Here is a 23,368-nt window from a genome sequence, read left to right as displayed (position 1 = left end):
GTATTCTTATGTCCTCATGCCGCTGTTTCCTATCAGCCGGAAACCTGTTCATTCTTCAGAAAGAAGGCGAAGCTGTGTCATCCCAAACTGTGAAACGATGGCTCCTTAAGCCATTTGTGTTCTTTTCCATTCTTTTTCTGTTCAAAAGCCTGCTGGCCTGGGGTGTAATCTTTGATGATCTGAAATTCTGGCAATCGCTGCTGACGGAGCTGCCCTTTGTCTGGGCCCTGTTTTTCCTGATTGAGCGCTTTGCCTCCAGACGGAAGCTCGGCTATTACATGACGGTCAATCTGCTGGTTACCGCGATCTTTTTTGCCGCCATTATGTACTTCAAATATTACGGGGTCATTGTCACTTACCATGCCGCCGAGCAGGTGAACCAGGTCACGGCTGTCAAGAACAGTGTATTCTCCTTGATGGACCCTTATTATCTGCTGATTTTCACCGATATTATCGTGCTGGGCTTCTACTTCTTCATTAACAAGAACGGCCGCACTTATAAAAAAGACCAAATCAACCGTCCGAATGGCCGGACGCTGCATGTCGTACTGTTCGCGGTCTCGCTCGGACTCTGCCTGTTCAATATTCTTCCGAATAAGGCGAGCATGAATGAGATCAAGAAGGCCCAGGAGATGGGCATCCTTAATTATGAAGCATACACGATCTTTGCCAAAGATAAAACCGAGCTGGTAGAGGCCAGTAAAATCACACAGAGCACGATTAACCAGCTCAAGGGCATCGACCCTTCAGCAGTCTCGGCTTATGCCGGTGCTGCCAAGGGCAAGAATCTGATTGTGATCCAATTGGAGTCCTTTCAGAACTTCCTGATGGGTCTTAAGGTAGACGGCCAGGAGATTACCCCTAACCTGAACCGTCTGATGGAACAGAGCCTGTACTTCACGAACTTCTATCAGATGGTCGGCCAGGGCAACACCTCCGATGCGGAATTCGTGGTCAATTCGTCCTTCTATATTCCTCCGCAGGGTGCGGCTACCATGTCTTATGTCGACAAGCAGCTGCCAAGTCTGCCCCGTCTGCTGGGAGACAACGGCTATCAGACAGCCACGTTCCACACCAACGTGGTGGAATTCTGGAACCGGGGCGAGCTATACAAGGCCCTCGGCTGGCAAAAGTATTACGATCACCAGTTCTTCGGTGACGAGGATGCCTTCTTCTTCGGTGCTTCCGATGAGGTGCTCTACCGCAAATCCTCGGAGAAGCTGAAGGAAATGAGTGATGCTGGCAAGCCGTTCTATGCCCAGGTCATCTCCATGTCGGCGCATCACCCGTTCACTATTCCTGAAGAGAAGCACAAGATGAAGCTTCCTGAGCGGTATGAAGGAACCTTTGTCGGCGATTATGTGCGGTCGCAGAACTATGCGGACTACGCCTTCGGACAGTTTGTAGATGAACTGAAGGCGAATGGTTTATGGGAGAACAGTCTGGTTATGGTCTACGGCGACCATATGGGACTGCCGATCTATTCGCTGGATCATGACGACAAGCAGCTAATGAAGGAAATCTACGGATATGATTACAGCTACGCCAATATGCTCAACATTCCGCTGCTCATCCATGGCGAAGGAATTGCTCCGCAGAAGCTTGCACAGGTAGGCGGAGAAGTCGATATTATGCCTACAGCCGCCGGCCTGCTGGGGGTATCGATGGATAAGAACATTCATTTCGGCCAGGATCTGCTCAGCCAGTCCTACAATTTGCTGCCTCAGCGGTATTACCTGCCTACCGGCTCCTTCATTTCCAGCTCTGCCCTGCTGATTCCGGGCAACAGCTTCGAGGATAATACCCAATATCCGCTGGCTACCGGAGGTACTGCTCCGGCCGGCAACGAGGATGAATACAACCGCGCGCTGCGGCTGCGCCAGCTGTCTGACAGCTACGTTACACAATTGCCGGACAAAGAACCTGCCGCAGAATAGCCAGTTTTGGGGTAAGCTTGGGCTTACCCCAAAACTGGCTTATCTTTTAAAAAAATCATCCTAACGGATGATTAGGACTACCTTCGCGCGAGCACAACGTATGCTGTTTTCCACATACATTTGGTCCATATGGGTGCTTGTGAGCACAATGTATGCTGTTTTCCACATACATTTGGTCCATATGGGTGCTTGCGAGCACAACGTATGCTGTTTTCCACATACATTTGGTCCATATGGGTGCTTGCGAGCACAATGTATGCTGTTTTCCACATACATTTGGTCCATATGCCGCTGTATCAGCCCAATGGATTTTATTTTAAGGAAAATAATAAATAAGGGTACACTTGGACTTATCCCAAAGCATATAAAATCCATCAAGACAAGAGGCAGCGTCTCTCCTTAGTGGAGAAGCGCTGCCTCTTTGTAATGCTTATGTTAACGCTCCTGATTCTCCAGCATGAGATAATAATCCGCGAAGTTCTCCAGCTCTGCCGGCTCCAGAATGGCCAGATGCTCTTCCAGCAGCAGCAGTGACCGGCGCTGTGCTTCTTCCAATACCTCTTGTCCCTTGCCCGTGATCGTGACGATTACCGCTCTGCGGTCGTTCTCGTCCGTCACGCGGGCGATCAGCTCCAGCAGCTCCAGCCGGTCCAGCATGACGGTGACTGCACTGGACTTCACTTCCATCTTGTCCGCCAGCTGAATCACCCGTGCCTGCTTCTCCTGAAAGATCATATGCAGCAGCCCGAATTGCGGCACAGTCAGCCCCAATTCCTTATGCATTGACATCTGCGACATAATTCTGCGCTGAACCTTCCACATGGATAATCCCACACGTTCGATCAAAGGATTGACTTCTTGTGACATTCCTTCAGCTCCCAGTCCGTTTGTTCTGCTTCAAGCCTACCATTATACCGGTCCGACATTCAATATTTTTTGAATAAGCGCCTATTTTTCAATGATTTTTTATACATAATCCATCATTTTCCGACACAAAAATTCTTTTTTCTGACGTATGCTCAAACCGCAGCGTATGCGCTATAATCGTAGCAGTGAACCCCATAATTCACTTAATCTTTTAGAGTCAGGGCTGGTGATATTTGTTATGAAATTGGCAACAAAATTAACATGGATGATGCTGATTGTATTGCTGTTGGTTGGTTCATCCATAGGCTTCTTCGGTTATCATGCTGCTTACAAGCAGATCGATGAAGCTGCGGGCATTGAATTGGTAGGCTGCGCGAATATAACTACCGGCCTTATCGATCCTGCCGACATAACCGCTCTGGCTGCCGGGGATACCAGCAAGCTGACTGCGATTGAAGACCGCATCGGATGGATCAGTGATCACAAGCCTATTTTCAAAGAAGCCTTCATCTTGTCACTGGACGGCAAGGTATTGGCTGCTGACAAAAACTTTAAAAAGCGTGGCTACAAAGCCGGAGACTCCTTCTACTTCTCAGATGAAGATAAAAGAATGATTACTACCATGAAGCATTCCGCCTACTCGAAGGTGTATACATATCAAGGCACCTCCCTCAAAACCGGCTACGGCCCCATCTATCAGGACCATGACCCTACCAAACCCATCATTGCATTAATGGCGATTAACTTCGACGGCCCCTTAATTCAATCCCGGACCATGGATATCATCACGCAGCCCTTCCTGATCGGCAGCTCCATTCTGATTATTGCGATTCTCGCTGCTTATTTGCTGATCCGCCGGATGGTCAGCCCGCTGACCAAGCTGTCCGCATCTGTCAACACGGTAGCCAAGGGCGATCTGACCCGGGAACCGCTGCTCTTCACGGCTAAGGACGAGATCGGCGAGCTTGCCCGTGACTTCAATGCGATGACCCTGAATCTGCGCGACCTGATTACACAGGTCAACGATACATCCATGCTGGTTGCTTCCTCATCCCAGGAGCTGTCCGCCAGCGCCCAGGAGACTAACCGGGCCGGAGAGCACAGCGTTAATGTCACGCTGGAACTGGCCGACGGGGCACATACCCAGCTGCAGAATCTGGAGGGCAGCTTCAAGGCTGTACAGGATATGTCGCATTTCATTACCGAAATTGCAGGCAATGCCGACAGCGCAATGAACCAGGCGGCCATCAACTCCCAGAAGGCCCGGACAGGCCGGGAATCGATGGACTCAACCACCTCTCAGATGGCTATAGTGGGTGCAAGTATCTCGGATCTTTCCGGCATTATCGAGACGCTGGGCAGCCATTCCAAAGAGATTGAGAATATTGTCGGCACTATAGCCAGTATTGCCGAGGAGACGAATCTGTTATCCCTCAACGCGGCGATTGAAGCCGCACGGGCCGGAGAAGAGGGCCGCGGCTTCGCCGTTGTCGCAGGCTCTGTACGCAAGCTGGCTGAACGTTCAGCCGGATCTGCCCGCCAGATCGGCGAGCTGGTCAGCCTGATTGTCCAGCAGATGGACAAGGCGGGAGAGACCATGAAGCACTCCACAGAAGAGATGCATCACGGCAAAGAGATGATTATAGCTGCCGGGCATTCCTTCTCCGAGATTGAGACGTCCGTCTCCGAGATGTCTGCACATAGCCAGCAGATCTCAGCCACAGTGCGTGAGCTGGCCCTGCTCTCTGACGGGCTTGTATCTTCGATCCAGAAGATCGTAGCGGTCTCCAATCAGACGGCCGAGGGCGCGGAGACCCTGTCCGCCTCGTCCCAGGAGCAGCTTGCCGCCATGCAGGAGGTCGAATCCTCCGCCGCCTTCCTCTCCTCCCTGGCGGAGAAGCTGCAGGTGCTGGTGGAGAACTTTAAGATCTAGATCTGTGCCATTGTGATCGGTTTTTCGATTACATTTGCTGAGTAACTAAAAAGGCTGTCCTGATGCGGAGCAACTGCTTCGCATCAGGACAGCCTTTGTATCATTTAGGTCGCCCACCGGCCCGTCATGCCGTATTCTCAATGAACCATTGGCCTAATTCATTAACCGGCATCGGACGCCCATAGTAGAAGCCCTGCATTACCCGGCAGCCCAATGATTGCAGCAGCTCAATCTGCTCCGTAGTCTCCACGCCCTCGGCCACAACCTCCATGTTCAGATTGCTGGCAATGGCAATGATGTTGCTGATGATCGCTTTCTTGGAATGCATTTTGCTCTTACGGATGAAGACCTGATCAATCTTCAGAGTGTTCACTGGAATCTCATCCAGATTGCCGAGCGAAGAGAAACCGGTTCCGAAATCATCCAGGGATACGCGCACACCGAGATCCCGCAACTTGGAGAGCTGGGCAACCGTCTCTTCCATATTGTTCATCGCAATCGATTCGGTAATCTCAAGTTCCAGGAAATGCGGCGCAAGGCCAGAACGCGACAGTGCCTCTTCCACTACCTCATACAGGCTCCCGCCTTCAAACATCCGCGCCGACATATTAATCGAGACCGCTACACTGGCAACCTTCGCCTGATGCCAGAGCATATTCTGTCCGCACACCTCATGCAGCATCCAGTAGGTAATAGGGACAATCAGACCGGTCTCCTCAGCAATCGGAATGAACTCTCCCGGAGAGATGACGCCATGCTCCGGATGTCTCCAGCGCAGCAGCGCTTCAAGCCCCACGGTAACATTCAGCAGCGAATCCCATTTGGGCTGATAGACTACCATGAATTCCGAGCGGGCCAGCGCCTTGCGCAGATCCTTCTCAAGGGACATCCTCCGGACCTGATGACGGTTCATCTCCAGATCGAACACACTGAATTTATTCTTGCCAGAATCCTTGGAGGTATAGAGCGCCGTATCGGCTGCCTTCATTAACGCCGAACGGTCGGTGCCGTGCGCCGGAGTCATGCTGATTCCCACACTCGCAGTTACGTACAATTCATTACCTGCAATACTGTAAGACTTCTTGAGCTCCTGGAGGATATGCTGTGCCACTTCCTCGGCCGCCAAGGCGGTGCAGTCCGGCAGAGCAATCAGGAATTCATCCCCGCCAAGCCGGAACACCTTCCCCTTCCCGCTCACACAGCACGTCAGTCTGGCAGAGACATCCCGCAGCAGCAAGTCGCCAATATCATGCCCCAGCGTATCATTAATCGATTTGAAGCGGTCCAGGTCAACAAAAAACACGGCGCCCGAGACCCCGCCGAAGAAATCATCCTTGAAGTAGCGCTCCAGACCATGCCGGTTCGGCAGCTCGGTGAGCGGGTCATGATAGGCCATGCGCTCCAGTACATCCCTGTCCAGAAACACAGTCCCGCCGGAGATCGCCAGCACGAACAGGGTAACCAGTGAAATCCCTGTCAGCAGAACTACATCGGTCTCCATCAGCATCGGGGAGGGCGCCTGCCAGCTGTAATGATGCAGGTCGCTTGCTCTCAGACTCGTATAATGCATACCGGTAACTGCCAGAGCGATGAATAGTGCCGAATACAGCTTCCAGCGGCTATAGCCCGTATGATCCTTGAACCTGCGGAACATTAGAATTCCTATGTAGGAAGCAGCAAGGGCAACCAGCACCGATACAGCCTGATCCATTGCCCTGTAATGAATCTTGGCCTCCATCTCCATCGAGGACATTCCGGCATAATGCATGAACGATATACCGCTGCCGAGTATGCCGCCTCCCGCAAGAAGCCGCCAGCTTCTCTGGCGGGGAGCCGTAACTATCTGCAGGGTTACATAGCAGGAGGACATAATAATGATCAGAGACAAGGCAGCCATCAACGGATGGTAGCTGACCTTGAACGGCAGCCGGCTGGCCATAATGCCGATATAATGCATGGCCCAGATCCCGCCGCCAAGCACACAGGCACCCGAGAGCAGCCAGAGACGTCTGACCCGGCCCGCGGAATGGGAAACCTGCGAAATCAGATTAAGCGCGGAATACGCTGCGGCGGCAGCAAGCGCATAGGATAGTAAAACAATCCAGATATTATAGTGGATTCCCATTTGATCCATAGTTGACCTCTTCACTGGTTATAGTATCAGCGTCGTTTCAGCGTCTATCTTAAGTTAAAAATCAATATACGAATAGCGGATAAATGGAAGAGTATATAATGATTGCAGGTATTCTCTGAAAACTAACTTTAGCTGTATTTTACCTTGTATTCACCGGGCTGTCTAAGTAAATAATGGAACTTGGACCCTTTTTTGAACGCCGGCAAAAATTGTCCATATTTGTCCTCAGCCGCCTGCGCGGAGGGTTGGAAATCCGTTGTCCCGGGAGGTGTCCGGCAGGAAGGCTTTGCGCCAGATCCAGGCATTTGCAGCTACCAGAATTACCATGTAGATGTATATTCCTGCAGGAATCAGGGTGAAGACATAGTGCACTCCGGCCAGCCCCCCCAGAATGAATAACTGCACAAAGGCACTGCCGGTGAAATCCTTCCGCTGCACCGCCTCATACTTCTCCGAGAACGGGAGCGCCTTCGGGAACGTAAGGAAGCATATCACAGCATACAGCAGCAGAGCCAGCAGAACCACTGCCATGTCTGCAATAATGCTGGAGCCTAAGAGAGCGATGAACACCGCCGCCTCCAGCAGAAAGAGGGGCACCAGCAGCTTCACGACCGCTGCCTTCAGCATTCCCCGGTAGACCATCCCCTTGCCCGGCAAAGGAATTACCTGATAGATCCATGCCCCCTTATAGCTGGCTGAGTAACGGACCATCTGCACGACTGTCATCAGCAGCAGCGCACTGTAATAGATAAACAGAAAGGACTTGGAGCTTCTGATCCCGGCCAGATCGCCGCTCCACACCTGATTGAAGATGAAGATAAAGGGAAAGATCAGCGAGAAGCCGATGGTCGGATAGACCCGGAGCTTGAACTCGCGCTCATTCTTCATCATCGACCAGGTGAAGCGGAAGAACATAGCCTCCGCTTTGTTCCGGCACACGGTCTCTGACAGCACCCGGGCAAGCCGCCCGCTATCCCGGCCCTCTGCGCCATGCTCAGCCAGCTTCTGAAGGCTGCGTTCAAATACCGGCATCAGCCGGGTATAGGCGGCGAACATTACGGCAGGCACCACTACAGAGAGCGCTGTCAGAATAATCACGGACCGGCTTCCGGTTCCGCCGCCCAGCAGCTCGAACGGCGCCCCGAACCAGACCGGAGCCAGCAGAAAATGCCACCAGGCGGGAGTGAAATCCAGGCCCAGCGCCGATAGATTGAACATCCGGCTAACCAGCTGGGCACCGACAGTTACCGCCACAGACAGGATAATCTGTACGTAGTTGATAATATCCTTCAGCTTTTCCCCGTCAAAGAACCTCAGAATCAGCAGATAGATTAGCGCCGTGAACACCAGAATGAAGCCGTCCATCAGCAGAATCTCAGCTGCGTACACGAAGAAGAAGCCCGGCCCATGCCGGAATAGAGAGAACAGCAGCGAAGGACCGGTGAAGGTCAGCGTTAAGGTCATTAGATAGATCAGAGTATGTAAGCTCTTGGCCATGTTCAATGTGCGGCGGTCCACCGGCTTGGAGAAAAGGATGTTCTTGTCGCGTAAATCCAGCATCACGGTCGAGAAGTCGGAAATCAGCGTCGTGGTAATCAGAAACATCACCATACTGAACAACAGACTCATCGTCAGGATATGATGGCCTCCAGGCGCAACAAACACAATCAGCATCAGCCCCAGCAGCAGATAGAGCCACTGGACTCTAAAGGGCGAGCCCTCCATCTCCAGCTTGGAATTCTGCGACCCGGAGAACAGGGTTGGCGTCCGTCTGCCGTCCATGGTCAGCTTGACCTGAAGAATGCGGCGCATGAGCGCATAATCGGCTCCCAGGCCCTTGAAGATCCACTGTACCCGGTCAAGCAGCTTCAGAATCCGGAATTCAGTCATACGCCGCACCCTCGCCAATCACAGCCACGAACTCACTTGCAATATCCCTGTATTGATCGAACCCGGTCAGCTGATTGAAAATCTCCTCCAGCGACCCCTCCCGGCTCTGCTCCCGCAGCTGCGTGAAGGTTCCGTCCGCGACAATATCGCCTCCGTCCAGCAGGATGATCCGGCTGCTGATCCGCTCAACCACATCCATAATATGCGAGGAATAAAAGATCGTCTTCCCCCTGGCGGCAAGCGTGGCGAAGATCTCCTTGACCACCATGACACTGTTGGCATCCAGCCCGCTGAGCGGCTCATCCAGAAACAGAACATCCGGGTCATGCAGCATGCTGGCAATCAGCAGCACCTTTTGCTTCATTCCCTTAGAGTAAGAGGCAATCCGCATATCATAGGCCTTCTCCATGCCTAGCAGCCCTATTAACCTCCGCGCCTTGTCATCGGCATCCGCCTGCTTCAGTCCATACAGCTCACCGGTGAAGGTCAGATATTCCCGCGCTGTCAAGCTGTCGTACAGCTCTGCCACCTCAGGCACGTAACCGATTCTTTTTTTGTAAGCCGTATCCCCGTCCGAGATATCCCTGCCAAAAATCCGTATCGTTCCGTTATATCCCTCCACCAGCCCGAGCATAATCTTGACTGTCGTGCTTTTACCGGCCCCATTGGGCCCGATATATCCGATAATCTGTCCGCGGTATACCTTCAGATCAATCCCCCGCAGCACCATCCGGTCACTGTAATTCATCCACAAGCCCTCAATTGATATCACCGGCTCTTCCGTTAAGCCCATTGACGTCTCTCCCCCTTCGGTAAGCATACTTTTCCTTCCGGCAACAGAAAGTACCATTAACCCTATTCTAGCAAATTTTAGCACTTGATTCCTGTGATTTATCGCAGCCCGATTTCTGCATAGGCCCGCAAACAGCAAAAGAGCAGCCCTTAGGCTACTCTTAATAAACTTGCTATGCTGCTGAGGAAGCGCTGCTATTGCGCCAGCAAATTGTAAATAACCTGGGCCGCCTGTGCTCTAGTGGACAGCGCAAGCGGTTGTAATCTGCCGCCCTCACCCTTAATCACTCCGCGTTCCGCAAGAGCCTGCAGAGCTTCTTGGGCGTACCCGGAAATTTGTTGTGCATCGCTGTAAGCGGCAAGTGTTACGCCTTCAGCCTGCCCGGGAAGCTCGCCCAGCGTATTCAGTGCGCGGTACAGCAAGGTGAATAGCTCCTGCCGTGTAATCTGCCGGTCCGGCCTGAACTGGTTATCGCCGGAGCCGGAAGCAATCCCCAGCTTCTTGGCAGCAGCCAGATAAGGGGTGTAATAGGCCGCTCCTGCATCGCTAAAGTTCGCTGCGTCTTCACTCTCCGGCGTTATTCCGTAAGCCTTAAGCAGCAGAACAATGAATTGGCCTCTGGTTACGGCGGCATCCGGGCTGTACTGATTGTCATCTGTCCCGGAAGTAATTCCTCTCGCTGACAGGAAGCTTACCGCGTTGTTAAACCAGGCCGTCTCCGGCACATCGGCAAAGCTCACTTTGTTATATCCGATGATGTACTGGGAGAAATGCGGAGTCACGAAATTCACACTGGCTGCCGCTTGGTTGTAGCCGCCGCGTATCGTCTCCAGGGTACCGGATTCCGTAATATAGTAGATCACCAAAGCATTCGCATCCTCAGCTTCCTTCAGAGTGTACGGCACACTGATATGGGCTTTGCCGCCGCCGAACGCCTTGATCTCACTCTCGCCTGCCGTCAGGGACAGGTCATAGACCGGCCGGTTGCCGAGTACCGCCTGCCCCTCCTCGCTCAGCGAGACCTTGGCGATCCGGAGATGGATATCTCCACCGTCTGCCGCGCTGCTGATGCTGGCTACCGACCGGGCATCAAGGGTAATCGTCCCCACGTTCAGATAGCTGACTTTAATGTCAGCCTTGGTCCCCGAGGCTAAGGCATTGAATGCACTTCTCGGCAAAATCAACTCTGCGGTCTGCGTATCAGTCTTTGTCTCCACCTTAATTTCCAGGATGGCTTTTTTACCGGCTGCTTCAGCCTTTGTGAGACTCTCCACAAGCCTAGACAGTGTATCCGCTGTAAGGGACGCTGTAGTTACTCCGGTAGTGTCATCGGTAGTGGCCGAAGCGGCTGCACTTACCGTCACCGTGGACCCTTCTGTTGTCGTAACAGGCTCGCTGTTGACAGGCGTAGCCGGTGCTGATCCTGGCGATGTACCGCCGGGGGATGCAGGTGGATTGCCGCCGGAAGCCGGTACATATTCAGGCACAGTGACGCTGGCAGCGGCACCCGCCTTGTAGCCTTCTTTGGCTGAATATCGGACGTCATATGTGCCCGGAATCAGACCGGTAATCTCTGGACCCACAGCATACACGTAACTCGTAGCCGTAGATAGCTTATATTCCTGCGCTGCGTTGGTACCGGTAATCCGTCCATCCTTATTCTCTGCAGATGTCGGAGCAATTCCGGCCAGTCCCGTTGGGGCTGCCTGCTCAGCCGCATAGGCCGGCACAGTTACATCCGCTGGTCGCCCCGCCTTATAGCCTTCTTTGGCTGCAAATCTTACATTGTATACGCCCGGCACAAGTCCGGTAATTTCACCCTCCGTCGCATAGACATAATCTGTGACTGTGGAGAGCTTGAACTCTAGTAGCGTGGTGGTGCCTGTTATGCGTCCATCCTTATTCTCAGGAGTGGTCGGTGCAATGCCTGCCAGTCCGGTCGGCGCTGCCTGTTCCCCGTAGGCAGGAACCTCAACCTCCGTGGCCGGGCTGGTGCTATAGCCTTCTCTGGCAGGATATCTCACCAGATAGATCCCCGGGGTCAGTCCAGTGATCAACGAACCTTCTACCTTAAGGTATTCAGCGCCTTCAGCCAGCTTATATTCCTGTCCGGCCACCGTCCCTGTGATTTGCCCGTCATTATTAGCTTCTGTAGTGGGAGCTACCCCCGTTAATCCGGAAGGTGCTGCTTGAGACTGAGTATATTCCGGCACCACTACCTTCACCGAAGCTCCTGCCGGGTAAGGGATAGAAACTGCACCGCCGGTGGATGTAATCGGACCCTGATACCCCGGCTTGGAGGCATAGCGGACTGCGTAGGTTCCCGGAGCGAGTCCGGTAATTGCTTCACCTGCTACAGGGGTGAATGCAGCTTCCCCCTCCCTCGCATACTCCAATGTTCTGTTGCCTGTGCCTGTAATCTGCCCGTCAGTCTCTGCGGCCGCAGTCGGGGCTATTCCAGTCAATCCGCCCGGCACGCTCTCCAGTCGCGAATACAGAGCCGACAAGGCCGTTACGGTATTGGAATACCGGACGCCGACTGGATACACAGAAGGATATCTGGTATCCACATAACCCGGCTGAATGTTCGTCCAGGAGTACATCAGCTCCACATGCCCCAGGATCGGAGCACTGTTCCCGGCGGCATCTGTATTGCTTTTGCTATAAGTGAACAAATACGGAACCTGAAGCCGGTCACCGCTTACCTTAACGCCGTTGCTGTCAGTATAGCTGATTACGTTAGGCTTCGCTGCCGTATTGTTCTCTGTCTTGATGTTGGTCAGATAGGTGTTAACCAGATCTACATACAGGTTCGCGTAGGGATGGCCTGTCGCCCGGATCTGAAGCTCCTCATTGCCATGAGGATTGACCGGATAGGTACCGCCGCTGTTATTATCCGGCTCGGCAACATTCACCCCGGAATCCAGCTTGGTATCGAAGAAATATATTTTGTCCACCTGATATTTCTTGGCATACTCGTTAATGTATTTGATTACAGCTTGCGTATTCGGGCACCAGGACCCGCCGAACAGAATCGCATAATTCCCGTCACTGGCCAAAATCTGCTTGAGCTGATGGTAGGTTACATGCTCATAGACAAGACTGCCGTCCCCTTCCGTGAAGATTGCCGGCTTGCCCGGATTCTCCCCCAGATAGTTCTTATTGAATGCCGCCTTAATATAAGCTGACTCATCAATTGTGTTAAAGGAAGTTGCTGAGCGGAATACAGGCTCAAGCAGGGCTTTGTAATCCGCCACCTTAACAGGGTCAAGTGTTCCGCCCGTCTGGAAATCACTCCAGGACCTGCTCTCGTTCAGATAGGAGACGATCGGAGCACTATTGCCCTGGCTGTCTTTATGATCCTTGTTGTAGACGAACAGAAAAGGCGCTTCCAGCTTGTTCGCAGTAATTACAGCTCCTGCTTTGTTGACGTAGCTGACATTATGCTCGGGAATGCTTTTGTCGTACAAGTCGAGGTTCTTCAAGTACTTATTAACCAGGTCCACGTATTTATAGGCATATTTATTGTTGCTGTCCGCAATATCCAGACTGTCACCATCCAGCTTCGTATCAAAATTATAGATAGTGGATACACCATACTGCTTGGCCGCCTCATTAATAAAACCTATCTCCGCCTGGGTATGCTCGCTCCATGCTCCGCCCACCAGCACCGCATAGCTTCCTTCACTCTCAAACAGATGGACGATATCCTCATACGTTGCTGCCTTGAACACATGATTCTCATCCTTCAGATGGCTGTAGACATTGTTGAAATAGTTATAATGGCTTACGCCGCTCTTGGAAGCTGCTTGAACTAAGGCCTCTGCTTCCGGCAAGGCAGCCTGGTCTGCTGTTGCCTGGTGAACCGGGAGAACGAATAGAGAGGCTGCCAGCAGCAGCGGTACTATTTTTTGGAGCTTACGCAGTTTTGTCATTATGTGCACCTCGACTTGTATTGGGTTAGGGTCTGTAACAGCTAAATTCTTATATTTGAAGCAGGCTTGCCCGTCAAGGGCAAACCTCTTCTGTAGCGGCCGGAGCCGGAGCAGCCTCTGCAGGAGCAGCTTCTGCCGGTGCTGGCGCAGGAGCGCTAACCGGTTGTTGCGGTACAGCATTAGCTGTGTTAGCCGCAGAAGCAGGTGCTGCAGTAGCTTTGGCTTTGACCACTTCGGTTGTCGAGAATGTAACGGCCTTGGCTGGAGCCTGTGTGGCAGCAGGGGCCTGTGTTACAGCAGGCGCTGCGGCAATCACAGGCTGTTGCGTGGCGGTAACAGCAGCCGGAGCGGCCGTAGGAACCGCTGCAACGGCTGATTTAGGAGCAGGGGTGCTAATAACAGGAGCTGCTGAAGGAACGGCAGCTTGCGGGTTGGCGGCGGCAGCCTTCACTTGGGGAGCTTGAAGGGCAGGTGCGGAGGTAGCCTTCGGTGCTGCTGAAGCTGCTGCGGCTGGAGCCGCCAAGGCTGGGGCTGCCAAGGCTGGGGCTGCGCTGGCCTTAGCCTGCACGGCGGCAGCTACAGCCGGGGCTGCTGATGCCTCAGGCTGGACCGCTGCAGTCTGGGCCGCTTCAGCCGGGGGTGCTTCAGCCTGCACCGCTACAGCGGGAGAACTCGTCTGCGCCGGTGCCGCCGTTGGCTGGCTGGCCGCTGCGGCAGCGGCGGCCTTCTCCTGAACCGGCTCAGCCTCCGCTGTTTTTCGAGTGGCGGATACTGCGGCAAAGGTCAATGCCGAGAAGACTACCGCTGCGGTAATAACGGATACCGTAAGCTTTTTCATAGATGAATCATTCCTTTCATTTCGCCCTAGGCTGATAGTTGGCATTGCCGGTTACAGGACCTTAAAACGCAAAAAGAGATTCAACAGCACGCATGATTATGCGCTTCTGTTGAATCTCTGGCGGTCCAGTCGATCCCGTAACGGCTTGCAGATAAGTTCCATATTATTCATCCTGGTATCGCTTGTCAATCACGAATTTATTTATCACATGTGTTTTATCGGAATTAATAAATATTAACATATTTATACATTGACATTCATAAAATTACCATATACATTTAAAACCATTAATTCCGACCAAAAAACTATTATTTAGGAGGCTTTAGCGCAGCATGAATAATATCGACAACAATCTATTAACCGCCATCGAGACGAACTGGCATGGCTTCGTGGTTTCTATTATCGTATTCGCCATCCTGTTCTTCATGGCCCGCAAGAGAATCGGCTTCGGCACCCGTGTGCTGGCAGGGCTGGGCATCGGACTGATCGCGGGCATATTTTTTCAATATTTCACATTGGAGACTAAGGCCATCAGCACGTTCGGCAGCATCTATGTCAGTCTAATCCGGATGCTTGTTGTGCCACTGGTGTTCATTCTGGTGCTGAACAGCATCTCTTCCTTAACGAACCTGGAATACCTGCGCAAAATCGGCATCAAGACCTTCGCCTGGTTCCTCGGCACCACCGGAATCGCCTCCATCATCGGCCTGTCCGTGGCTCTGCTGTTCAACCCGGGCAAGGGCATCCAGCAGACCGTTCCCGAGGACTTCACCGCCCGTGAAATCCCCACCTTCTCACAGGTGATCCTCGACCTTGTCCCGTCCAACCCCGTGAATGAAGCGGCTACTGGTAAGGTGGTACCACTGCTGATTTTTGCGATCTTCCTGGCTGTGGCCATTATTAAGGTCGGCTCCAAGAAGCCGGAGGCCGTGAAGCCTGTCCGTGATCTTATCGAATCCTTGACAACCGTGCTGCATCAGGTCGTAAAATTCGTTATCCGCTTAACGCCTTACGGCGTATTCGCATTGATTGCCGGAATCACGGCACGCTACGGCTGGGATACCTTACAGGAGCTGGGCAGTGTCATACTCACCTCTTACGCCGCACTGATTCTGCACTTTGTTCTGGTCTTCGGCGGGCTGGTGCTGCTTGTGGCCAAGGTGAACCCTATCCGCTTCTTCCGCAAAATCTACCCGATGCTGACCGTGGCCTTCACCACCAGAAGCAGCTATGCCACCTTGCCGGTGAATCTGGAGGTGATCACCAAACGGCTGCATGTCTCACCGCGCATTGCCAGCTTCGTGGCTCCGCTGGGCGCGTCCGTCAACTTCAATGGCTGCGGCGGCGTATGGCCGGCCATTGTAGCTGTATTCACCGCCCAGGTCTACGGAATTCAGCTTACCGGAACCGACTATATTACGCTGGTGCTGGTCAGCATCATCTCCTCCATCGGGGTAGCAGGCGTGCCCGGACCGGCTGTCATCTCCACCACTGTGGTATTGACCGCACTCGGCTTGCCGCTTGAAGGTATAGCCATTGTTGCCGGGGTAGAGGCTCTTATCGATATGGGCCGCACCGCAGTGAATGCTACCGGAACGACCGTTACAGCCCTGCTGGTCGCCAATTCGGAGGGTGAATTCGACCGTGAAGCCTTTAACCGTGGCGGCAAAGACGAGGATGAGCTCCTTCTGAACCCAATCTAACCTGGACCCTCTCCTCACCACAAAAGCAGCGATTCCTCCGTAACTGGAAGAATCGCTGCTTTTTGGCGTTGTTTATGAAAATGAACTCAAATGATTACCCTAATTGGATTCGCTCACGCCTCCGGGCGGATTCCAGACAGCTCTCGATTAACCTCATATTCAGCAGCGGGTCCTCTTCCGCAATCCAGGGCTTGCCGCTGAAGACTGCCCTGGCGAAATGGTCGGCCTGCTGGACGTAAGGGTTGGCTCCGACGGCTGCGACACGCCGGGGCTCACCGCCGCCGTACACGAAGAACTCCGCATCATCGAATCTCGCATTGAACGGCATCGGAACCTCAATCCGCCCCTGCGTACCGAGCACCTCCAGCAGCTGGCGGTTGTACGCCCACATCCCGCAGTCGAAGATCAGGCTCTTCCCGCCGGGGAACTCCACCAGCCCGGAGGCAACCATATCTACATTGTCATGCTCCGGCGAGAACAGCGCGTGCACGGTTACAGCCTCCGGCTCTGTACCGAACAGCAGCCGCGCCGCAGTGAGCGGATAGCAGCCGACATCATAGAGCGATCCGCCTCCCCAGGCAGCATTGAAGCGGATGTTGGAGGTATCCGTAGCATCGTTGTAAGTGAACGTGCCGCGGATGGTACGCACTGCACCGATCTCGCCGCTGGCAATAATCACCTGCAGCTCATTGATGCGCGGATGATGCCGGTACATATAAGCCTCCGCCAAGTGAATGCCCGCCTTCTGGCAGGCCCCGACCATCTCGGCCGCCTCACGGCTGTTCAGCGCAATCGGCTTCTCGCATAGGATATGCTTACCGGCTTCAGCCGCGCGGATCACCCACTCACAGTGCAGATGATTCGGAAGCGGAATATAGACAGCATCCACCTCCGGGTCCGCAAGCAGCTCTTCATAGCTGCCGTATGCCTGCTCAATGCCGAATTCGGCGGCTACGCTGCTGCTCTTCGTGAGTCCCCGGCTGGCCACCGCCCGGATCACCCCGGTCTCGGACTCCTGGATAGCCGGCATGACCGAGCCTGTAGCGATCTGCGCACAGCCCATGATTCCCCAGCGAAGCTTCTCTGCCAAAGTTATCACCTTCCTTATCTTAGTGTGACCCATATAACAGCTATACCCAGCACAAGGATTCTTGCCGCACTCATCAGCACGAAATTCTTCACCGCCAGAATGAAGGTCGTGCCTTTATGCTGCTCCTGATAGAAGCGTGCAATATTGCGGCGCAGCGGAATCAGGGTCAGCAGGAGCAGCAGGACCAGGACCGGATGGACCCCGAGCAGCACCAGCACAATCAGATCGGCAAAAGACACATAATAGAGCAGCCTCCACAGCAGCAGCGCATTCTCCCGTCCGATGTACACCGGCAGCGTGTATCTGCGGTTCTCAATGTCATCCTCAATATCGCAGATATTGTTCGCGAGCATAATTCCGGCAATCCCCAGTATTGCCGGGACGGAGAACCAGAACAGATACAGCACCTCAAGAAAATTAATATGCAGGCTGATCCATTCGCCCTTCAGCAGCAGCGTGACCACCGCCTGGTCCGAATGAATATAGGCCGAGATGAAAATAATGACGAACCCCATGAACAGCCCGGAGAACAGCTCACCGAGCGGCATCCGCGAGATGGGGATCGGTCCGAAGGAGTACAGGATGCCGATCAGGAAGGAGAGTCCTCCAAGCAGGAATACCAGCAGTCCAGTCTGGAATACCAGGGCAATGCCCCCGCCTGCCGCCAGCACAAGGAGAATGACGATCAGCGTCACCACCGTAGACTCCTTCAGCTTGAAGCGGACAATCGGATTATGTGTCTCATACCCGTAGCCATGGGTTTTGGCGGCCTTTTTGAAATCATAATAGTTGTTGATCGCTGTTGTCGCCATATCAAAGCTTAAGAGGGACACCAGCATCAGCATGAAGCGCAGGATATAGAAGTCCTCAAACCGGTACAGGGCATACAGCGTCCCCAGCAGCAGCGGAAGCATACTGGCCACCTTCGTCGGCAGCTCGACAAACTTGAAGAAAGTTCTTAGATTCACGGCTATTCATCCTTATCAGTCATATGAGCACGTTACTGTGCGGTGGTTGTGATAGTAACCGGCGACCATTCAGCGATAACCGTCTGGCCATGTGCCGACACGCTGCCTTCCGGGGTCAGGTCCTTCTCCGTCATAATGCCCAGAGCGATGGTGAAGCTGTTGAATTTCACGGGCACATTCCGCTCGCGCCGCACTTCATTCCCATTCACATAGAAGACAGCCTCATTATTGCCCCGGTGGTAGGTGATGGCGTACGTGTTGAATTCACGCGGCTTGAAGTCCGTATCCTCCTTGAAAATACAGAAGTATTTGGTGCCTCCCGTCTCGGGTACGGTCACCCCGGGGAACGGAAGGATGCCGTACACACTGGCATATTTATCATTGCCCGCAAAGAAATCAAGTGCCGCGCCTGTGGTAAAGTCCAGCAGATTCAGCGACACATAGCCGTCATACAGATCCCCCGGAGCAGTCCCCTGCGTGCGGGCGCGGATCTGGAGCTCGAAGCGGATTTCGCCTTCCTCCGGAATCTCTACCGGCTGGGCCGAATAGTACATATGCTTGGCATTATCCAGAATTTGCACCTGATCATGGCGGCGGCTCAGCTGAGCCCGCACATACAGATGATCATTACGCACGATCACCACCGCTTCCGGCTCACGATACGCCCAGAACGAGCCGTCCGGCAGCTTGAAGCCGCCCGTTTGCCAGACCTTTCCTTCCTCCAGAATGGTATGGAAATCCCCGATTACCGTTTGCTTGCCCTGCGTTGCAGGATTGCCTTCGTTCGCTGGCAGCTGCTTGTCCATGAATTCTCCCGCTTTCTGTAGTGTAGTAGCTTATCAATGATATATATTAGTTAAAATAGACTCTGGATCAGCAGCGCCACCGTCATGACCGCCCCGCAGCGTACCGATGCGCGCTGTGAAGCCCCCATAAGCGGCAGGTAGGCTTCCGACGGATTCTCCGGCAGGAGGCTGCGGTAGATCCGTATCGGGGCAATGGCTGTCAGCAGAGCGAGCAGCGCATATACCGGCAAAATATGAAGCAGCACACACGCAATCAGCGAAGCGTAAGAGATATAAAGCAGCACCTGGGAGAAGATCAGCGCTCTGCGTTCCCCCCATACCACGACCAGTGTAAGCTTGCCGGCCTGCTTGTCAGCTCTCCAGTGCAGAAAGTGATGATTGAACAGCAGCAGGGTGGTGAGCAGTCCGCTGGGCAGCGACAGCAGCACCGGCTTCAGGCTGAACGCCCCGGTCTGAACGAAATAGGCGCCAAGCACCGGCATGAGTCCAAAGGACAGGAAGATGGCAAGCTCGCTGTAGCCCTTGCCACGGTATCCGAACTGCAGCGGCGGCGCCACATAGAAATAAGCGATCAGTGCCCCTCCGGCCACGAACCAGAGAATCTCCCAGCCGCTGTACAGGCTGAGCAGCAGGCCGCAGCCAGCCGCAACGGCCAGCAGCCCCCAGGTCAGCAGGGCAAACAACGACTCACGCATGACGCCCCCGGACAGGAACCCCGAGTTCGTGGAGATCGCTCCAGGAGTATGCTGGGCCTCCGTATCGGTTCCGTTGCGGAAATCCCACAAGTCATTTACCATATTGGAGAATAAATGCGCAGCAGCCGCTCCAATGAACGTGATTACAAATAAAAACGGATGGAATACTCCCTGCCATACATAGGCCCCGGCCGTTCCCAGGACAACCGGTATGAGCATAACAGGGATCACTCCAAACCGTGAGGCTTTCTTAAATAGAGTCCACTTCTCCATCATGCCAAGAGTAATCTCCTTTTATTATTATTTGATAATTATTATCATTAAATTATTATACATCAAAATTCGACACTTCGGGCAGATTTACGCTGCAAAATATTCCCTAATCGTGGTACACTATAATCGATGGTACTTATTTCCTATTAAATCTTAAATAATGAAGGGGATCAGATGAAACTCCGCAAAAAAATAATCATCTTCATTAGTTTTGTCGCTATCCTCGGCATTGGCACCACCTATCTGATGCTTCACCTGATTCTGCTGAACCGCTTCGAGAAGCTGGATGAGGCAGAGCTGGAGCGCAACCTGAGCAAGGCTACCGCCGCTTATCATCAAGAGCTGGAGAACCTTAGAACAGGACTCCTTGATGTTGCCGTCCGTGATGAAACCTACCGGTTCATGGAGAGCGCAGCGGCTACCGGCTCTGCTGACACCCGCAGTCCAGCTGCCGCCTTCATCCGCAGCAGTCTTGAACCGGCAGCTTATCCAATGAATCTTTTCGATATGATTGCCCTGCTTGATCTGGACGGACAACCGCTATATGGCGGCTCTTATGATCTGCAGGCAGGAATAGTCACCCCTTTAACCCAGGAGCAGCTAACGCTAATGAAGCTGATTCGAAGCCGTCTGCCTGTGCCGGGGGCTCCCGGCGAGAGCAGGAGCGGCTTCGTTAATCTGGACAAGGGGACTATGCTAATTACCCTTACCCCTATTCTTAACAGCACCAAGGGCAAGCCGGTCATCGGAACAGCCATTGCCGGACGGATGCTGCACCAGGACGGGATCGCGCAGATCTGGGAGGATACCCTGTCCACGGTGGAGATGTCGCGCCTCACCACCCCCCTGCTTGCAGACAGCGGAGGCGAGCGCGTCTGGACCGGCCCTGTCCGGGGCGGGCAGATGTGCATCCATACTGTACTAGACGATCTGTTCGGTGATCCCGGAATGGTCCTCACCCTGAAGGAACCCCGCCAGTTCTACAACAGCGGGCTCAAGTCACTCTCCACCTTCCGTATCTTCTATTTCATCTCCATTATGTTAATGCTGGGCGCAAGCCTCCTCTTCGTGAACCGGTTCATTCTGAGAAGAATGTCTTCTCTGGTCCGCAACATCCGTAGAATCGGCAGCAGCAAGGATCTGTCGATCCGGATTCCCAGCTCCGGGCAGGATGAATTCAGCGAGGTTGAGGTCGAATTCAACCGGATGATTGATTCGCTGGAGCAGACCCAGGACGAGCTGCGGCAGCAATCGATGCTGGACCCGCTGACGCGGCTGCCCAACCGCTCGCTGTTTTTTGACAAATTAAATGAAGCCATTGCCGCCGTCAAGGGCAGTGACCGCCAGATCGTGCTGGTCTTCATTGATCTGGATCATTTCAAGACGGTGAACGATACCCTCGGCCATGATTTCGGCGATGCTATCCTGAAGGAGACTGCGTTCCGCATCACACAGGTTGTCGGCAAGCGTGATGTGGTCTCCCGGCTCGGCGGGGATGAATTCACCATTCTGCTCTACGATGTGCCTGATGAAGGCAGCATTGCCCGGCAGCTCTCCCGGATTCAGGAAGCCCTGTCCATGCCGCACCGGATCAAGGGACATCTTCTATATAATACCGCCAGCATCGGCATCAGTATTTATCCGCAGAACGGGGAAGACGCCGATTATCTGGTCAAACAGGCGGATCTGGCCATGTTCCATGTCAAGGAGACCGGCCGCAATAATATTTTTCAGTATTCAGAGGATCTGGAAGCAGGCATCCGGCGCAAAAAAGTGCTGGCCCAGCAGCTCCTCTCCGCTGCCGCCGGGAACGAGTTCGAGCTGCACTACCAGCCGATTCTCAGCACGGGGCATGGACAGGTGTCCAAGGTGGAAGCCCTGCTGCGCTGGAACAATCCGGGCTATGGCAACATCTCACCGGCCGAATTCATTCCGCTGGCGGAGAGCAGCGGCTCCATCGTCGGCATCGGCAGCTGGGTGCTGCGCCAGGTGTGCTCTGATATGCGCGATTTCCGCAGCCGGGGGCTTGAGCTCACCGCCGCAGTGAACATCTCCGCGCTGCAGCTCATGCAGCCGGGCCTGCTGGAGCTGCTCTTGGAGCTGCTGGATGAATATGAGCTGCCGGCCTCCAGCCTGGAGCTGGAGATCACGGAGAGCGTGCTCGTCTCCGGCGACGGCATCTTCCTGTCGCTGCAGCAGCTCCGGGCCCACGGGTTCCGGATCTCGCTGGATGATTTCGGTACCGGCTTCTCCTCCCTCAGCTATCTGCGCCGCTTCCCGGTCGATGTGATCAAGATTGACCGCTCCTTCATCTCCGAGATGTCACGGGAGGCCCAAGGGGATGTGCTCGTCAAGGCGATTATCGAGCTGAGCCATAATCTGGGACTGCGCGTAGTCTCTGAAGGCATCGAGCATAGAGAGCAATTCGACATGCTGCGGGAGCTGGGCAGCGACGAGCTTCAGGGTTACTATATCAGCCGTCCGCTTCAGGCTCAGGCGCTGTATTCTTTTCTGGAGCAAGGTAATTATTACACCGGGCGGTAACAGACTTCTTTTATAGGCAAGCTACGGGCGATATGATATGATAGGCAGGCTGATAACAGCACCCGGTCCAGGGTGCTGTTATCCTATGCGAACACTTATGAAAATTGGAGGCTTTCATTGTTATGTCAGCGCAACCGCACACCTCACAGTCCGTCAAAATCGTTACCGCCGACCCGAGCGCCATCGGCTTGTTCGGACTAGCCATCGTTACCCTGGTCGCTTCTTCACAAAAGCTCGAAATTACAACAGGTCTCAGCTATGCTATTCCATGGGCCATCTTCCTTGGAGCCTTCGCCCAGCTATTTGCATCCATCCAGGATGCCAAGCACAACAATACCTTCGGCATGACTGCCTTCGGCGCCTATGCGTTCTTCTGGTTCGGCATGGGAGCAAGCTGGCTGATCAAGCTCGGTGTGTTCGGTGCAGTGCTGGCAGAGGGCGTTGATCCCAAGCAGCTGGGATTTGTTTTTGCAGGATATCTTGTGTTCACACTCTTCATGACGCTCGGCGCCGTTGAGGCGAACCGCGTACTGCTGATTATCTTCATCCTGATCGACTTCCTGTTCCTCGGTCTCTCGATGGATGCCTTCGGCGTTGCTGCGGAATTCTTCCACAAGCTGGCTGCCGTATCGGAAATGGCGATCGGTATCGTATCCCTCTACGGCTGCGGCGCATCTGTGCTCAACGCCCACTTCGGACGTACCTTCCTGCCGATGGGTGCCCCGCTGGGCATCTTCAAAAAATAACTCCGGCCTTCCTGCCGGGCAGGGCCATGCCCTTCTGTCCAAAAACTCGGATAAATGCTTACTGCCCTTTTATGCAGACGGTGTTTATCCGTTTTTGGATTCAGCCGGGTTTTGTTAGGAATTCCCTTGCGCAAACACGATAATAATGACATGCTATAGAGACCCAAGCGACATTTATCGACATTTCCCTGCGGTCTAGGAACCGCTTATTATATA

General features: G+C 53.7%; 15 protein-coding genes. 5 read left to right on the top strand and 10 right to left on the bottom strand.

From position 1 onward, the window contains the following. The first annotated feature begins 8 nt into the window (after positions 1 to 8). A complete protein-coding gene (locus NSU18_RS21755; RefSeq protein ID WP_341150035.1) occupies positions 9 to 1,937 on the top strand; it encodes an LTA synthase family protein in 1,929 nt (642 codons plus the stop codon). Positions 1,938 to 2,372: 435 nt separating this feature from the next. On the opposite strand, the gene NSU18_RS21750 is transcribed toward NSU18_RS21755, so the two are convergent. Next, on the bottom strand, positions 2,373 to 2,804 hold the full coding sequence (locus NSU18_RS21750; protein ID WP_341016051.1) for a MarR family winged helix-turn-helix transcriptional regulator: 432 nt from the start codon (positions 2,802 to 2,804) through the stop codon (positions 2,373 to 2,375). A gap of 238 nt (positions 2,805 to 3,042) precedes the next feature. Here NSU18_RS21750 and NSU18_RS21745 point away from each other — a divergent pair, with 238 nt between their 5' ends. After that, positions 3,043 to 4,737, top strand: coding sequence for a methyl-accepting chemotaxis protein (locus NSU18_RS21745; protein ID WP_341150034.1), 1,695 nt, complete (start codon positions 3,043 to 3,045; stop codon positions 4,735 to 4,737). Between the two features lie 124 nt (positions 4,738 to 4,861). On the opposite strand, the gene NSU18_RS21740 is transcribed toward NSU18_RS21745, so the two are convergent. The 5 genes from NSU18_RS21740 to NSU18_RS21720 form a co-directional block, all read right to left on the bottom strand. Continuing rightward, on the bottom strand, positions 4,862 to 6,871 hold the full coding sequence (locus NSU18_RS21740) for a putative bifunctional diguanylate cyclase/phosphodiesterase (protein WP_341016049.1): 2,010 nt from the start codon (positions 6,869 to 6,871) through the stop codon (positions 4,862 to 4,864). A gap of 225 nt (positions 6,872 to 7,096) precedes the next feature. Then, positions 7,097 to 8,761, bottom strand: coding sequence for a hypothetical protein (locus NSU18_RS21735; RefSeq protein ID WP_341016048.1), 1,665 nt, complete (start codon positions 8,759 to 8,761; stop codon positions 7,097 to 7,099). Continuing rightward, positions 8,754 to 9,554 carry an ABC transporter ATP-binding protein gene (locus NSU18_RS21730; protein ID WP_341016046.1) on the bottom strand — a complete coding sequence of 267 codons (801 nt, stop codon included), beginning with the start codon at positions 9,552 to 9,554 and terminating at the stop codon, positions 8,754 to 8,756. The genes NSU18_RS21735 and NSU18_RS21730 overlap by 8 nt, the downstream gene beginning before the upstream one ends. Positions 9,555 to 9,748: 194 nt before the next feature. Next, entirely contained in the window at positions 9,749 to 13,489 is a 3,741-nt protein-coding gene (locus NSU18_RS21725) for an S-layer homology domain-containing protein (protein WP_341150033.1), read from the bottom strand. Between the two features lie 73 nt (positions 13,490 to 13,562). After that, complete coding sequence (locus tag NSU18_RS21720; RefSeq protein ID WP_341150032.1) at positions 13,563 to 14,327, bottom strand: hypothetical protein; 765 nt, start codon at positions 14,325 to 14,327, stop codon at positions 13,563 to 13,565. Between the two features lie 332 nt (positions 14,328 to 14,659). Here NSU18_RS21720 and NSU18_RS21715 point away from each other — a divergent pair, with 332 nt between their 5' ends. Further along, on the top strand, positions 14,660 to 16,030 hold the full coding sequence (locus NSU18_RS21715) for a dicarboxylate/amino acid:cation symporter (RefSeq protein ID WP_341016042.1): 1,371 nt from the start codon (positions 14,660 to 14,662) through the stop codon (positions 16,028 to 16,030). Between the two features lie 94 nt (positions 16,031 to 16,124). Here NSU18_RS21715 and NSU18_RS21710 read toward each other — a convergent pair whose 3' ends face one another. Genes NSU18_RS21710 through NSU18_RS21695 form a run of 4 tightly spaced genes read right to left on the bottom strand, consistent with a single transcriptional unit; the run spans position 16,125 to position 19,865 of the window. Beyond that, positions 16,125 to 17,120 (bottom strand): Gfo/Idh/MocA family protein, encoded by a 996-nt coding sequence (locus NSU18_RS21710; protein ID WP_341150031.1) that lies wholly within the window; start codon positions 17,118 to 17,120, stop codon positions 16,125 to 16,127. 14 nt (positions 17,121 to 17,134) lie between these two features. Beyond that, positions 17,135 to 18,088, bottom strand: a complete 954-nt coding sequence (locus NSU18_RS21705; protein ID WP_341150030.1) for a 1,4-dihydroxy-2-naphthoate polyprenyltransferase — start codon at positions 18,086 to 18,088, stop codon at positions 17,135 to 17,137. Between the two features lie 32 nt (positions 18,089 to 18,120). Beyond that, positions 18,121 to 18,894: a DUF6081 family protein gene (locus NSU18_RS21700; protein WP_341150029.1), complete on the bottom strand. Its 774-nt coding sequence runs from the start codon at positions 18,892 to 18,894 to the stop codon at positions 18,121 to 18,123. Positions 18,895 to 18,944: 50 nt separating this feature from the next. Next, positions 18,945 to 19,865 carry a prenyltransferase gene (locus tag NSU18_RS21695; protein WP_341150028.1) on the bottom strand — a complete coding sequence of 307 codons (921 nt, stop codon included), beginning with the start codon at positions 19,863 to 19,865 and terminating at the stop codon, positions 18,945 to 18,947. Positions 19,866 to 20,036: 171 nt separating this feature from the next. On the opposite strand from NSU18_RS21695, the gene NSU18_RS21690 reads away from it, so the two are divergent. Continuing rightward, a complete protein-coding gene (locus tag NSU18_RS21690; RefSeq protein WP_341150027.1) occupies positions 20,037 to 22,406 on the top strand; it encodes a bifunctional diguanylate cyclase/phosphodiesterase in 2,370 nt (789 codons plus the stop codon). A gap of 122 nt (positions 22,407 to 22,528) precedes the next feature. Further along, positions 22,529 to 23,152 (top strand): acetate uptake transporter, encoded by a 624-nt coding sequence (locus tag NSU18_RS21685; protein ID WP_341016035.1) that lies wholly within the window; start codon positions 22,529 to 22,531, stop codon positions 23,150 to 23,152. The last annotated feature ends 216 nt before the right edge of the window (positions 23,153 to 23,368 follow it).

Origin of the sequence: Paenibacillus sp. FSL H8-0048 (genome assembly GCF_038002825.1) — a bacterium.
In the GTDB taxonomy this organism is placed as follows: domain Bacteria; phylum Bacillota; class Bacilli; order Paenibacillales; family Paenibacillaceae; genus Paenibacillus_AQ.
Note: the sequence above shows the minus strand (reverse complement) of the source record. Positions and strands in the feature narration are given on the sequence as shown.